Origin of the sequence: Bradyrhizobium sp. ERR14, assembly GCF_014198235.1 — a bacterium.
In the GTDB taxonomy this organism is placed as follows: Bacteria; Pseudomonadota; Alphaproteobacteria; order Rhizobiales; family Xanthobacteraceae; genus Bradyrhizobium.
In genome coordinates, this window is sequence record NZ_JACIHD010000008.1 from 198,533 (window position 1) to 212,958 (window position 14,426).

12 protein-coding genes and 2 pseudogenes are annotated in these 14,426 nt (G+C 59.6%); 7 read left to right on the forward strand and 7 right to left on the reverse strand.

Annotation, left to right across the window (positions count from 1 at the left end):
- A partial coding sequence (locus GGD62_RS23275; protein WP_312014279.1) for a LuxR C-terminal-related transcriptional regulator occupies positions 1–2,827 on the reverse strand: 2,827 nt, incomplete at its 3' end.
- 168 nt (positions 2,828–2,995) lie between these two features.
- Here GGD62_RS23275 and GGD62_RS23280 point away from each other — a divergent pair.
- Together GGD62_RS23280 and GGD62_RS23285 are read left to right on the forward strand one after the other, a co-directional pair.
- On the forward strand, positions 2,996–3,307 hold the full coding sequence (locus GGD62_RS23280) for a nuclear transport factor 2 family protein (RefSeq protein WP_018319901.1): 312 nt from the start codon (positions 2,996–2,998) through the stop codon (positions 3,305–3,307).
- A 336-nt stretch (positions 3,308–3,643) separates the two neighbouring features.
- The gene (locus tag GGD62_RS23285; protein ID WP_018319900.1) at positions 3,644–4,432 is read left to right on the forward strand and encodes a Crp/Fnr family transcriptional regulator; all 789 of its coding nucleotides are present in this window, start codon (positions 3,644–3,646) and stop codon (positions 4,430–4,432) included.
- A 439-nt stretch (positions 4,433–4,871) separates the two neighbouring features.
- Here GGD62_RS23285 and GGD62_RS23290 read toward each other — a convergent pair whose 3' ends face one another.
- The 3 genes and pseudogenes from GGD62_RS23290 to GGD62_RS23295 form a co-directional block, all read right to left on the reverse strand.
- Positions 4,872–5,132, reverse strand: coding sequence for a hypothetical protein (locus GGD62_RS23290; protein ID WP_183710401.1), 261 nt, complete (start codon positions 5,130–5,132; stop codon positions 4,872–4,874).
- Positions 5,035–5,391, reverse strand: a pseudogene (locus GGD62_RS41870) (hypothetical protein); the annotation flags it as partial. The gene GGD62_RS23290 and the pseudogene GGD62_RS41870, both read right to left, overlap by 98 nt.
- Before the next feature lie 550 nt (positions 5,392–5,941).
- On the reverse strand, positions 5,942–6,631 hold the full coding sequence (locus tag GGD62_RS23295) for a response regulator transcription factor (protein ID WP_049814957.1): 690 nt from the start codon (positions 6,629–6,631) through the stop codon (positions 5,942–5,944).
- 947 nt (positions 6,632–7,578) lie between these two features.
- On the opposite strand from GGD62_RS23295, the gene GGD62_RS23300 reads away from it, so the two are divergent.
- Positions 7,579–7,923 carry an H-NS family nucleoid-associated regulatory protein gene (locus tag GGD62_RS23300; RefSeq protein ID WP_179731073.1) on the forward strand — a complete coding sequence of 115 codons (345 nt, stop codon included), beginning with the start codon at positions 7,579–7,581 and terminating at the stop codon, positions 7,921–7,923.
- 49 nt (positions 7,924–7,972) lie between these two features.
- Here GGD62_RS23300 and GGD62_RS23305 read toward each other — a convergent pair whose 3' ends face one another.
- Positions 7,973–8,194 carry a hypothetical protein gene (locus GGD62_RS23305; protein WP_026202269.1) on the reverse strand — a complete coding sequence of 74 codons (222 nt, stop codon included), beginning with the start codon at positions 8,192–8,194 and terminating at the stop codon, positions 7,973–7,975.
- 331 nt (positions 8,195–8,525) lie between these two features.
- On the opposite strand from GGD62_RS23305, the gene GGD62_RS23310 reads away from it, so the two are divergent.
- Entirely contained in the window at positions 8,526–9,701 is a 1,176-nt protein-coding gene (locus tag GGD62_RS23310) for a hypothetical protein (RefSeq protein WP_246800250.1), read from the forward strand.
- Between the two features lie 15 nt (positions 9,702–9,716).
- Here the strand turns inward: GGD62_RS23310 and GGD62_RS41875 are convergent.
- Together GGD62_RS41875 and GGD62_RS23320 are read right to left on the reverse strand one after the other, a co-directional pair.
- Positions 9,717–10,052: pseudogene (locus GGD62_RS41875) on the reverse strand (VOC family protein); the annotation flags it as partial.
- Between the two features lie 119 nt (positions 10,053–10,171).
- Positions 10,172–10,795, reverse strand: a complete 624-nt coding sequence (locus GGD62_RS23320; RefSeq protein WP_246783304.1) for a GNAT family N-acetyltransferase — start codon at positions 10,793–10,795, stop codon at positions 10,172–10,174.
- A gap of 150 nt (positions 10,796–10,945) precedes the next feature.
- On the opposite strand from GGD62_RS23320, the gene GGD62_RS23325 reads away from it, so the two are divergent.
- The 3 genes from GGD62_RS23325 to GGD62_RS23335 all read left to right on the forward strand — a co-directional run.
- On the forward strand, positions 10,946–12,805 hold the full coding sequence (locus GGD62_RS23325) for an HAD-IIIC family phosphatase (protein ID WP_312014280.1): 1,860 nt from the start codon (positions 10,946–10,948) through the stop codon (positions 12,803–12,805).
- Complete coding sequence (locus GGD62_RS23330) at positions 12,792–13,034, forward strand: acyl carrier protein (RefSeq protein ID WP_038946211.1); 243 nt, start codon at positions 12,792–12,794, stop codon at positions 13,032–13,034. The genes GGD62_RS23325 and GGD62_RS23330 overlap by 14 nt, the downstream gene beginning before the upstream one ends.
- A gap of 305 nt (positions 13,035–13,339) precedes the next feature.
- Positions 13,340–14,426 (forward strand): DUF4082 domain-containing protein (locus GGD62_RS23335; RefSeq protein ID WP_183710405.1); only part of this gene is annotated, 1,087 nt, incomplete at its 3' end.

Here is a 14,426-nt window from a genome sequence, read left to right on the forward strand (position 1 = left end):
CTGCCGTCTTCGCTGACCCTCGCGAAGCGTCCGAAGCGGGGGGATGATGCTCGTTGTCATTGCCGACGCCATTTGCCCGCATGAAGCCAGCTTCAGTCAACTCCGGTGGCTTCGAAGCGTGCTGGGAGTTACCGCGGCCCGGGCTACCAAGGCCTGGCTCACCAGGGTCGGCTGCTTCCGGTGGCTTTGCAGAGCTTGATTGCCCCGAATTGCCATGTTCCACACCATCTGGTTCTGCCGTCTTCGCTGACCCTCGCGAAGCGTCCGAAGCGGGGGGATGATGCTCGTTGTCATTGCCGACGCCATTTGCCCGTATGAAGCCAGCTTCAGTCAGCTCCGGTGGCTTCGAAGCGTGCTGGGAGTTACCGCGGCCCGGGCTACCAAGGCCTGGCTCACCAGGGTCGGCTGCTTCCGGTGGTTTTGCAGAGCTTGAGTGCCCCGAATTGCCGTGCTCCACACCATCGGCTTCTGCCGTCTTCGCTGACCCTCGCGAAGCGTCCGAAGCGGGGGGATGATGTTCGTTGTCATTGCCGACGCCATTTCCCCGTATGATGCCAGCTTCAGACAACTCCGCTGCCGCCTTTGCAGACCCTGGCTCCGAAGCGTGCTGTGAACTACCGCCCGCTTCGGTGCTAGAGCCCCCGTTGATCGGCTCATTCTTCGATGTGAGATTTTCAACTGCCGTCACCGTCGCGCTATGAGCAAGCACGATCGGTGATACATGAGCCGACGGGGCGGACCCATCATCGTTCTCATCCGTTGTATTCACCGAATCGCTAGTGAAGGTTCTGAACCTGGTCGCTCCCCCTAAGCCGGTCCGAGCCTGCCCGAATTCGAACCTCAGGCCGTCATCGGCAAGAGTGTTCCAGACTGCAGCGGCTCCGAGTGTGCTCTCGCTCGTCCCGATAATTATGTGGGTACTGTCCGCATCCAGAACAGCTTCGGTTGCGGTCGCCGATGTCAGCGCTTCTTCGAGCTGCTCCAAGGTGATCGCGACAAACGTGCCTTCCGGCTGGCCGGCGAAATCCGCCTCTGCAATGGAGACGATCCCCTGCAGATGGATTTCCAGCAGGCCCCGGTCCCCGACATCAAGAGTCCGATCGGTCGGATTCACGTAGACGATCGTTTCGTTGGTTGCGGGATTGTAGATCCAAGCGAGGGTATGCGGCGGTATAGACTTGCTTGCTGCTGTCATATGGAGCCAGGCAAGCGCTCCGAAAGCGGCAAGATTGATCCTGCTCGATCCAGATGCGAAATCGAAGCCGGAGTGGGAAGAGGTCGAATGGGAATCGATCGGGGAGCGAAAAACAACGTTTTCGCCAACGTTGCCGCCCATCAGTTGATCGCGGCCATCTCCGCCAATACCGGCACCGCGACCAGAGCCCAGTGAGCCAAGAGGTTCCTGCAGGTTGTCATCCGCAGCGCCATGGCTCATTTGGCTCGAAGTGCCTTCTCCAGCGACGCGTTCGTCGCCGGTGGTCACAAGCGCGGCAGGCAGGCGCAAATCGTGCAAAGGGAAAGCCGGAGGCGAGCCGTCTACATCATTGGTATCAGCATCGGTTATTGCGGCCAGTTTTGTGTTCGCATTCTCGCCGGTGACCACCACGAAGCTGTCGATCGGCGCTTTGCCCGGGTCATGCGATTGCACGGCAAGATGGGGGTCGTTCAGTGCGTAGATCAACGCACCGGTCAGAGTGGCGAAGGTGCCATACCCTCCGTGAGTCAACGTCGGCGTGGACGCAAGCCGCGGGAATTGATGTTCCGCAGTCGGGTCACCAACGATCTGTGTGTCGCTGCTTCCCCGCAGTAATGGCGTAGGAAGATTGGGCGTGCTCGATCCAACTGGGCCGTAGTCTTTCCATGGTTTGGAGCCTACGGATTGCTCAGCCGGGCGCAGCCCTTCCATTGCCGCCGTCGGGTTCGCGACCAGGCTCGCCTTGGCGAAGAGGTCCCTCTCGGTGGGCGTCTCGCCGGAGTCCCAGAGCACGAGGTGTCGGAGAATAGCTCTTTTCCAGGGCTCATATTCGGCATGCTCTCCAGCGCGACCGGCGCCATCGTCATCCGGATCCACATCGTTCGCTTCCGACGCCTTGAGTTCGTCCGCAATTGCGAACGCCAGAAACGCCAGCGCAGGCAGGCCGAAACCGGACGGGCGCTGCAACAACGCGAGGGTAGCGAGCACAGTTCTGTTGGTAATTTCAAGCTTCTGAAATATGTTGTACAGGTGTACTTTGACTGTCCCTGGGGAAACGTTTAGCTGGCGCGCGATCTCCTTATTCGACATTCCTTCTGAGACTAGCTGTACAATTTGACGTTCCCGGTGCGTCAACAGCTCCAGCATCGTTTCAATTTTGCCGCCGCCGTCAGTTCCCTCGCCGGCTGGAAAGAGATCGGATTGCTCGGGCGACACGCTGCGCTCTGTCATCAGCCGCAGTAATCGCAGCATAGTGGCCGAGGAAGCATGCTTCGAGATTGCGCTGGAGGCGCCAGCAGCAATAGCTGCGGCCAGATCGTGATCTGCTTCGGATTCGGTAAACAACACCAAGCGCGTGGAGAGATTCTCAGCTTTCGCAATCGCGAGGATCTCGGGTACCGTCAGATCTGGCAGGTTGTCAGCAACAAGCGTGACGTCGGGTGTCAAATTCCGAATTGCTTCGAGGCACCTTGTCCCATCGCTGCATGATGCGACAACGTCGAAGTCCTGCTGCGCCCCGAATACCGACTTCAGTCCCTGTAGAACGATCGGTTGTCGATCTACGATCAGAAGCCGGATCCGTCTCTGCTTCACAGACACGTCTAACATGGAACTCTGCCTCGGCCCGGCCATCTATGTACTTCGGCATATGGCCGGGGCCAAGCGGGATTATTAAAATACAATTAATAGAATAGGGAAAGAGGGTAATAGAGTAGGGAAAAAGAGAGCCTAGCGACTTAAAAATGACCCAAAATCGCAAGCTTTTATGGTATTTAGGTGAGAAATATATCATTTGACCCAATGGCCATTGCGATTGACTGGCTTGACGCTTACCGCGCGGGCGACATCGAGGCGATCTTAGAAATGTATGCCGAAGGTGCCGTGGTTCGCTGCGGCTGCGGGGGCGTCAAGACCGTTACCGGCCACGAGGCACTTCGTGCCTATTGGATTGATCGCCTCCGAGAATATCCGGCGGGTACATTGAACGATCTCAATCCCTCGCACGACGGGACCATTATCTCGTACGTCACCAAGAGTGGTGTCATGAGTGCGCTCTTCTCGTTTGACGTTACCGGGAGGATCAAGGAGCTGGACTGCAGTCCCAGCCACTAGACCCGCGGCGCGATCCAAGCCCGCGTTGGGTCACGTGTTGGCCTTGCAGTGCAAAGCCGGCGTTCCCGTACGAACGCGTCGTTGGGAGCCCGTTGCGTGCCACTCCTTAGCGATGGCATGTCGAAGGAAGATACGCCTTCAGCGTCTTCAACGCGGATATCAGTGGGCCATATGCCTACGTCGCGGCATGCGATTGTCGGGCCGCCCGCACGCGCCATCGAGCATGGGAACCATATCTGCGGTGGTCGGTTGGCTTGCTGTTGAGCTGCACGCCGCAGAGCAGCTCAACACATCGGCATGAGTTCTAGTGCCGAGTATCCGTCGGGAGCCAATCCCATGATGGACCATGCGACTAGAATTGGTAATCGTTTGTTAGCAGCGTTGCCGCCAGCGGATTTTGCTTTGCTAGCGCCTCATCTGCGGAAAGTCGTGATCGAACGCAATTCCGTGCTCATCCGATCGGGCGATCGGATCGAACATCTTCTCTTCCCCCTCAGCGGCGCGATCGCCGCGATCACGGAGCTGCCGAACGGGCAGACAGTTGCCACGGCGATAATCGGGCATGAGGGCGCTGTGGGTTTGACGTCAGCATTTGGCGCATCCGCCGCACCCGCGACTGCGGTCGTCCGCCTATCCGGGGCCGCGCTGCAGATCTCGCCTGCGCAATTCCTGGCAGCCCAGCATCGCAGCCCCGCAATCGCATCCATGGTGCAGGTCTTCACGATGTCGTTGTTGACGCAGCTCCAGCACGTGGCGGCCTGCAATGCGCTGCATTCCGTCGAAGCGCGCTTAGCGCGCTGGCTTCTCCACATCCACGATCGTGCGAATGAAGGTGACCTGCTCCCGCTGACGCAAGAAACATTGTCGGAGTTGCTCGGCGTTCGCCGCACCACCGTCACGCATGTCGTGTGCACAATGCGCGCGTCAAGAGCGCTGAAATCCAGTCGGCGCGGCCAGCTCGAGATTGATCGGCCGCGGCTCGAAGCCGTGGCATGCGAGTGCTACAAGGTCATGAGCCGCAGAATCGATCGGATAGTCTCGCACGGCGCGGTCGGGCTCATCCCTGGGGCTCCAGCGCGGCACCCCCGCTCACCCGGTAGCCGAATAGCCGGGACAGGCTCGTAGGCCGGTTCGCTTTCCCGAGCCATCCGCACGCACCGCTTCGGTCATCCATTTGCTTTGGGACGCTCGCTACAACACCGCGATTTATTGAAACCAAGCAGCACGGGCATGAGCTTCGCCTGTGCGAAGCTGGAACGACTGCCCGCGGTCCGAGCTCGACATGGGGGACTGTCCCCCTTGCGCAGCTTGCGCTGACGATTCTCTTCTCGACCTACCCGGTCTCTGAGCTTCTCGAGTTCTGCGAGCTGAGCGACAAGCGCTTCGAGACGCTCTCGAAGAAGGGCCGCAGGATTCTGCGCTCGAATGCGGGTATTCATGACACGCCTCCTGACCGAGTCTCCCGGGAGGCCGCTCGGCTGGCCAGATATGCTTTCGGCCTCGCGTTTGACCTGTCGGAGCACAAGGCCCCGGCCCGGCTTGGCCGCACGGCAGCCCATCGAGCTCATTCATGGGATGAGAAGGTCTTACCGGCTGGATTGGGTTGCGCTGGAAATTTGAGTACTAGCTGCGGGGCAATCGGCCTTGCGCTTTTCCTCGTCTTCTTCTGCGCAATCGACCCCACCATCTGCACTTGGAATTCCAGAGCCGCCGCCGGTTGCGAAGGGCCCTTTTGCATTGCCTCCGCCAGCACCGGCCCCGCCGCTACCGCCAGCCCCGCCGCCGGATGTCCCTCCGGCACGAGAAGATCCAGCAGAGCTACCACCAGATGCTCCCCCACCCCCTGATGATCCGCCGCTGGAGCCCCCCGGGGCGGCCGCGGACGACCGATCATTGTCGAAGAACGACTGGCCGCTGTCGCTTTGCCTCGGCCCGTGCAGGCCGCCCGAACGGGCAATGGCTTTTGAGGTCAGGGAGGTGGACAGAAGCAGCGTCATGGCAGGGGGCGTCACGGCTGCAAATCTTCCGCAGGTCTTCAAAAACTCCCGCCGGTCGTCATCCTCGTTGCCGTCCCGGGTCACGATGCGCCTCCTCGATTTAAAACGGTATTTAGATTATTATTATATATTAAATAGATTTTCAACCAAGAATTTTCTTTACCTGGCGAGAGGTTGCTGAACGTGCGCATGCTCGGAACCGAAACTCGGCAATTTGCCGCGCTTCCCCCGATTTTCCGAGCACACTTGCCCGACGCACCGATTTGAGTTGCCTCCCGACATTTAATTTAGTTAAATTAATTAACCACCGGGCGGGGGCCCGGTTACAATGGATCACTGCGATGCCACTGCAATTCTATCGGTGCGTCCGGGACATGGAGATCTGGAGTGCGAGCAGCCACGGCTTCTCGTTCGTGATCAGTTTCGAAAGCCCGGGAGGTCCGGGCTTTCACGGACGCTTCGGCTACCTGGCGAGTTGGCGTCCGCTCCACATCAACCAAGCCGCAATCAAGATTGGCGGCTCGCCCTTTCGAACGTTGTCCGAGGCCGAAGGGGCCTGCCTCAACATGATTGAGCATCTGGCACCGCGATAGGCCGCCCCTCGCGCAAGCTCCCGAACGCGCGCCAGACGTACCCGTCAATTCGCGCTGGCGGGATCCTGACGCAACAGATTAGGGGAATCCGGCTCATCTGGCGCTGCATGCAGCTCCCTTCGCGAGATCGCCAATGCTGCGAGAACCGTACGATTGCTGATTTCCAGCTTCTGGAAGATATGATGAAGGTGGACCTTGATCGTACCGTCGGCAAGATTCAACCGACGCCCAATCTCCTTGTTCGATAGCCCCTCCGATACGAGCCGCATGATCTGCCGCTCCCGGTCCGTTAGTTGCGTCAGGGGCTTCACACCGGCGAGGTCGTCCTCGCTGATGTGCCCAGTGCTCGGCGAGGCCGCAGCTTGGCCCTGGGCAGCTTTCCGCAGGGTTGCGACCAGCATCTCCACATCCGAATCCTTCGAGAGGACGATGCAGGCGCCGTCCAAGGTCAGCCTTTTTAACTCACTGTCGCCCGTGATACCGGTGAAGAAGATTACCGGAGCGCGTGCGCCGACGGCGTTTGGACGAGCGAGGATCTGCTGTCGACTGAAGTCGGGCAGTGCAGCATCGACAAGCGCCACGTCCGGTGCAAGAAATCGAATTGCCTCGATACAGCTTGCGCCATCGCCGCAGGAAGCAACGACCGCAAAATCACGCTGCGCCGCAAGAACGCTCCTAATCCCTTGCAAGACGATCGGGTGTCGATCAGCGATAACAATTCTGATGCGGCGCATGCTTCCCTTGCCTGTTGCTAACAACCCCCCTTGCGGCCGTTTAATCCCACCTTCCTTTTGAGACACGCGGGTTATAGCCAGCCAGCTCCGTCAATAATGTCGCAGGTCTTAGATCGGAGACAGCACCTGACGGCAACGCTCGATGGCCACACTATCGTAACTCGCCCAGAGAATGCGTGCAGCACCGTAAGAATGCGGTGCTCGACCCAAAATTCGAAACCGCGAATTCTGCGAGGATAATGACATTCCGACTACAATTTGTGATGGTTTCAATCTGAAAATTCTCGCCAGGAATGTCATCGGCGTACTAAGGGGGCGAGTCGCTATTATGGTCAATATCCAACTAACTTAGTTAGAGCCGAATATTACGAACGATATATAGGGACATTCACGATTCAAATCTAACATTCGACGAAGTTTCATTGAAGCGAGGCCGTTCGTGAACGCCCTCGCTCTGGGAAGGGAGGCGAGAAAAGTATTACTATTCATCAAAGCAATGGCTGGTAACAGAACAAGGCCGCGGTTGATCGTGGCACATGTAGTACCGCTGGAAGTCCAGTACTGCGTTTGAAGCCAAATTTCGATAATTCAGCAAATTCAATGATTAGCACGGGCGTCGTTAGCAATGAGTAGGTGTTCACATGTATTCTTCGGCAGTTTTGCGTCAAACACATAAGGCCCTCGTCGTTCAATTCACCGAATTGCAGAACTTACGTAGTCGCGTATTGAAAGCAGAGGAGCGATTGCTCGCGCCCAAACGACGAGCCCACGGACGGAGGGCGTTTAGGAAGCGACCGCCCGGTCGGAGATACAGTCTCAACCGCTAGCACTAGGTACTGCGCTGCACACGAGCGCCGCCACGCGCCCGGATCGCGCTTGCCCAACCCTGCTATGTCCTGATAATGCCCGCTCTTGATTCGGTTCGGAAGTAGCTGGGGACGGCTTCCATGGAGAAGAGTGACTGGGCCAACTCGACCACGGCCGAGCTGTGGCGGCTTTACGATGAGGTCACGACCGTTCTCAGTCGGAGGATGACCGCGGAAAAGGCCAAGCTTGAAGAGCGGCTGCGCAAAATTGAGGGGACCGCCGTTTCGTCCCCGAACGGGGAACGGCCGCGCCGCCCCTACCCCCCGGTGTTGCCGAAATACCAGAACCCGAAGGACCCGGCCGAGACCTGGTCCGGTCGCGGCAAACAGCCCCGCTGGCTGAAAGCGCAGCTTCGAGCCGGTAAGAAGCTAAATGATCTCCTAATCGACCGCTCGTCGGCCCAAAGGCGCCGCCGGACCGGCTGAGCCTCCGATTCTCGGACGTGCGCTCGGGACGGTGAGGCTTCCTTTGCCTTTAGCGGTTGCCATCCGGTTTCCCATTGGGGCTGCCATCGCCACCGTTGTTGCCGTAGCCATTGTTGCCCTGCACAATTCGACCGCCGGAACTGGCGATGGCGGTGGAGGTCAGCGAGGTGGACAGCAACAGCGTCATAGTCGGAGGTGTGACGGCTGCAAATTTTCCACAGCTCTTCAAGAACTCGCGACGATCTTCACTGGCGGGGTCGAGGTGGGTCATCAGCGTTATCCTGCAATCGTCGGTCAGCAAAAATAGACCGAAATTGGATCTACGGCAAATTAAATTTGTTAATTCAACAATTTCAAATTACCGAGTTCTCCACCACGTTGTACCATGGCTAAGGTGCTGATTGAGGCGCTGCGGTCGCGTCCTTGAGGTGCACCGCTGCACATTATTGACATTAATAAATAGATTTATTATTATAATAAATATATTATTTAACTTGCAATCAACTTCACTCATAAAGTCCGTTCGGCGCGCAGGGGCTCAGCCAAACTCGACCATATATTTACGCGCGTTGTTCCCAAGGTGGCAAAGCGAAAGGCAGTTCATGACAGCAACCGAGGCCGGAGCAGCGTTCAGGCAATTGCGATCCGGCTTCGATACGCCCTTGCGACCAGGATTCTCATTGCCGCGTCTCGGTGGCCTGATGAGCCGAGCCCTTGCGGGAACACTCCTGGACCTCTCTGAACTAACAGTTCTCACTGAGGCCGCGACCGGGGCCTACGCCGTGACAGCCGTCCTTGCGGCCATGGCCGGAGCCAGGCACGTCTATGCCTTCACGAAAGCTACACGGCACGGCACAGCAGCCGATGCCAGGCAACAGACGCTAGAGCTTGCAGATTCGGTCGGCGTGGCCGATCGCATCGACGTCTTGGAGCAGATCACCCCGGACATCCTCCAGCAAACCGATATTGTAACGAACAGCGGCCATCTTCGGCCCCTTACCGCTGCGCTCATTGATAAATTACCGAGGGACGCCGTCATCGCCTTGATGTTTGAGACCTGGGAATTTCGCCCCGAGGACCTCGACATGGAAGCATGCTTGCGGCGCGGAATTCCCATCGTCGGCGTGAACGAACGCCACCCGTCAGTCGATGTCTTCTCGTTTCTCGGTCCGCTGTGCGTGAAGCAACTCCACGATTGCGGCTTATCCGTTTACAAGAATCGCATTGCTGTGCTGTGCGACAATGATTTTGTTGGCTCGCTCCGCGCTGGTCTGGCGAACTCTGGAGCGAGCGTGGACACCTTCGACGACGCCCAGGCCATGTATCGCGACGAGTGGGATGCAGTCATCGTCGCGCTGCGACCAGCGGCTGAGCCCCGCATCGGTTCGCCGGAAGCGACGCACCTCGCTGCTTGCGTCCCCGCTGGTGCCATTGTCGTGCAGTTTTGGGGCGATATGGATCGGACCGTATTGTCAGCAAATGGATTGGGCGTTTGGCCAACAGCGCCTCCGGCATCGGGGCACATGGGCATCCTCCTGTCGGAGATTGGCCCTGAACCGATCGTGAGACTGCAGGCAGGCGGCCTCCGCGCTGCTGAGTGGGTGCGGCGCAGTAGACCAGTTTCATCTGACGGAGTCGCGCAAATCGTCGCTCAGCCCCGATCGAGCTTTCGCCGATTCACGCCCGATCCCCGCCTCGATGAGCTCGATGAGCGTGAGCGTCGCGGAGGCGAGAAACACGATGCGACGCATGTCGAACGCGACGGCGGGCGCGGGTGACGATACGGGAAGATACTGCCGCTCCCTGAAGTGAGCGATCGCGTCGTCGAAGCGGGCCACTTCGTAAGCAAGATGATAGAATTTGCTGCCGCGCTTCAGAACGCCCATCACGGGCGATTGTGGGCTGGCCGGCTCGATGAGTTCCAGGCGCGGACCGCCGCCCGACACGAACTGAATCCGAACCTGCTGGATCGGATCCTCGAAGATTGGTCCTTCAGGACGGTAGCCAGTCGTCGCGAGCTCCGGCAACTCCGTTGCGATATTCCGGCACGCCATTCCCAAATGATGAAAATGCAACTCCATCTGCCAGTCCTCTTTCCCCTGCCAGCGCACCAAGACGCAAGTGTCCATGGTCCACGCGCTGTCCGCGAGGTGCCCTCGGGGACGGACAACACCCAGTTCGGGCGTGAAATCCGTCGCCTCCGGAAGCGCGATGCACCGCTGCCGCTCTCCGGCCAGCCGCGCGGAAGCTAACTTTCCCTGGCATCGAGGAGCAGCGCCGACCAGGCTTGCTTTAACCGCGGATAATCCTCACGCGACATCCGAAATGTAATCACGTCGTCGCCGTTCCACCAAGCGTTCGGCGCGATCTCGTCGATCTGGAATCCAAGGCGAACATGGAAGTTCTTCGCCGGCCCGTTCCGGCTTTGCACGTTGGCGACGACGGCCGAAAGCCCCAGCTGCACGAACGCAAACGCGAGCAGCAGATCGAAGATCTCGGCCAGAAAGAGCCGCGCGCCCGGATCGACGATCAACCGCGCCACCTCGCCGCGCTTCGTTGCGAAATCCAGGTTCGCAATCGCGATGCTGCCGGCCGGTTTTCGCGAACGCTTGAACTCGGCAATGAAATAATAGTCGTCCGCCCTGCTCTGGTAGCTTCGGAAAAACTCTTCCTGCCGGGCTAAAGTCAGCTTTTCTCGCCCCATGAACTTGCCGAGCACGGGGTCATTCCGCCAGGCGATGATTTGCGCCGAATCGTCCAGCCTGACCTCCCGGAGGACCAAGTTGTTCCCTTCGGGAAGCCGCTTCAGATTCTCAGCCTTGGTGAAAAGCGTGTCCGAGCTCGATGGTCCCAGTTCCGCATGCGCCGTCATTTATCTACGCCATCCCAATTTAACAAATTTAAATATATTTAATTGACCCAACCTCTATCATGATTTAATTTAGCGGACAATCAAATGATGCCGCCTTCGCTGGGGAGACTCGCTATTCTCGCTGCTGCACCCGTCTTGCCGGACCGACCTGTGAATGACGCCGAACTCAAGTCCATGGCGCTGTCCGGCGATGCCGCGTTCTGGGGACATCTCGCCGTCCGCTCGCGGCACGCGATGAGCTTTTCCGAACTGTTTTTTCTGTCGACGCTTCGAAAAAAGGCCAAGCTGCACGCGGCCGAGAGTGTCCAGCCAAGACTCCGCCTTGCCTTGATCGGCGGCTACAACCTTTATCCGTTGCACGAACTGGTCGAGCATCTCCTGGCCGTTCGCGGCGTCGCGTGCGAACGCTTTCTCGGCGAGTACGATAATTTCGTCTCGGAGGTCCTCGACGACTCGAGCCCGCTGTACGCCTTCAAGCCGGATATCGCCTTCATTCTGCCGAACGGAAGCCGCTGCCGGTTTTCCGGCTCGCTGCTCGATGCCATGGAAAGCCAGCGCGAAGCTGCAGTTGGCGCCGCGGAGCACCTCCTCAGCCTGGCGCGGACCTTCATCGCACGTTCGGGGGCGGCGGTAATTCTCGCCAATCTTGCGCTGCCTGCCGAGCTCGGGCTCGGCTCGTTCCGTTCACGCACGCTTGGCGCCGATTGGAGTTTCCGCAAAGCGGTGAACCTCGAGCTCGGGCTCCGGGCGCCAGCCGAGGTGCAAATCTGCGACGTCGAGTTCCTCTCGGCACGCCGAGGGATCACGGCCGCGGAGGATGCGCGAGCGTGGTATGAATCGAAGCAGCTCGGCTCACCTGATTTTCTGGTGGATGTCGCGCAAGAGCTCAGCCATCTGATCGCCTCCCGTAAGCAAGGCCCCAAGAAGGTGCTGGTGCTCGATCTCGATCACACGCTCTGGGGCGGTGTGATCGCGGAGGACGGCATCGAGGGAATCGAGCTCGGCGACTCCTCGCCCCGCGGCGAAGCCTTCAAGGCCTTCCAGAAATACCTTCTTGCGCTTTCCGAGCGCGGCGTGCTGCTCGCGGTCTGCAGCAAGAACGACCATGCGCGCGCGGTCGAGGTCTTCGAGAAGCATCCCGAGATGGTTCTCCGCCTGGAGCATTTCGCGGCCTTCAAAGCCAATTGGGACCCGAAGTCCGACAATTTGCAGCGGATCGCGGATGAACTGCACCTCGGCCTGGACAGCTTCGTCTTCGCCGACGACAACCCGGCGGAAATCGAGATCGTGCGCCAGTTTCAGCCCCTGGTCGAAGGCGTGCTCCTCGGGCCGGACCCCGCCGAGTTCATCGGCCGCCTCCAGGCCGGACGCCATTTCGAGCCGCGGACCGTCACGGAGGAGGATCTCGGGCGGACGGCGCAGTACAGGCAGGAACGGCGACGTACGGAGCTGGCGGCGAGCGTGACCGACATGCCAGCCTACCTCGCCTCGCTCGAGATGCGGGCTACGATCAAGGAGTTCGACGCGCTCGACCTGCCCCGCATTGCCCAGCTGATCGCGCGCAGCAACCAATTCAACCTGACGACGGTCCGTCGCTCCGAAACCGAGATCCAGGGGCTCCTGAGCAGACCGGACTACCGGTGCTTCACGATGCGGCTCGAGGACCGGTTCGGTGATTCCGGGCTCATCTCCGTGGTCATTGCAAAGGTCGAGGACGGCGTCTTCGTGATCGACACCTGGCTCATGAGCTGCCGCGTGCTCAAGCGCCAAGTTGAGGACGAGATCATGATTGAGATTTTTCGGATTGCAGAGGTCGCCGGCTGCGCAAAAGTGCGCGGCATCTATCTTCCGACAGCCAAGAACGGGATGGTCGCCGGAATCTACGAGGCGTTTGGATTCGTGTGTACGGAAGACTCCGCCGCCCGAAAAGAGTTCGAGCTCGAGGTGGGGAAGTATCAGATTCGGTCGACAAAGATACGCGTAACCCGGAGGGCTTATGAAGCAGGCTGAAGTACTGGCGAAGTTGCAGGAGGTATTCGACGGCATCTTCCTCGATAAGGTCGCAGCCAAGCCCGAGCTCTCGGCGGCGGACGTCGAGGAGTGGGACTCGCTCATGCAGATCTCGCTCGTCATCGCCGTCGAGCAGAAGTTTCGCGTACGATTCCGCGTGGGCGAGGTCGAGGCGGCGCGGACCCTGGGTGAGTTCGCCGATCTGATCGCGAAACGGATGGAGCCATAAGAGCTGGACGGCGAAGGTAGAACGCGGGAATACGCGGCGCGCCACCCGCTTTTGGTGTCTTGCGCCCCGAACTGCCGGCGTACGCGGTGCCGCTTCCCGAAACCTCCAGCGCGAAGCCCCACCAGGCAGTTGTTCATGCGCTGAGGCCAGCAGCGAACACACCCTTCAAGAGAAATTGAGATCCGTGCACACGCTGGTTGCTTCACAAGCGGAATAAAAGATGAGACAAATAAATATATAATTTATTTAACTTTGCCTTCCATTAAATCACCGAGTGCAGGAATCGACTTACGCGGGAGAACAAAATGGCCAGTTTGTTCACCACCCAGACGCCGTCCATCACCAACGCCACCGACGGGACAGGCGCGGATTATGAGCTGGGGATGCGCTTCACCGCCAGCACGCCCGGCACGATCCAGGCGATCCGGTACTACAAGGCCTCGAACGAGACCGGCAGCCATGTCGGCCACATCTGGTCGGCAACGGGCCAGGAGCTGGCGACTGTCACGTTCACCAACGAAGGCGCGTCGGGCTGGCAGCAGGCGACCCTCGCCACGCCGCTCACCATCGCGGCCGGCACGACCTACGTGGTCTCGGTCAATATCAACAGCTACTACGTCTCCACCACGCAGGGCTTCGCGTCCGGCATCAGCAATGGCGGCCTGAACGCGCCGGTCGGCGCCGGCGTCTTCGACTATACCGAGGGCGTCTTCCCGACCAACGTCTATCAGAATGCAAACTACTTCCGCGACGTCGTGTTCGCTGCGAGCGTGACCAACCCCAACAACCACCCCGGCACGGTGAGCGTCAGCGGGACGCCGACGCAGAACCAGACCTTGACCGCGACGGTGAGCGATGCCGATGGCGTGCCAGCCAACATCACCTATCAATGGCAGCGAAGCACGAACGGCAACTCGTGGACCAACATCACGGGCGCGACGGCGAGCACACTGACTCTCGGGCAGTCCCTGGTCGGCAGCTTCATACGTGTCAACGCCGTCTACACGGACTCCCTGGGCAGCAGCGAGACCCCGGTGAGCGCCGCGACCGCCACGAAAGTGGCCAATGTCAACGACGCCGGCGTCGTCACGATCAGCGGCACGGCGACCCAGAACCAGACGCTGACGGCCAGCGTCGCCGATCCCGACGGCGTCCCGGCGAGCATCACCTATCGCTGGCAGAGCAGCCCCGACGGCACCACCTGGACGAATCTGTCCGCCACCACCGCGAGCCTCACCCTCGACAGCAGCCTGGTGGGCAAGCGGATCCGCGTGAATGCCACCTACACCGACCAGCTCGGCACCGCCGAGAACGCAACCAGCGCGGCCACGGCGACGGTCGGCGCCGCGAGTGCCACCACCACCCTGTTCACCACCCAGACGCCGTCCATCA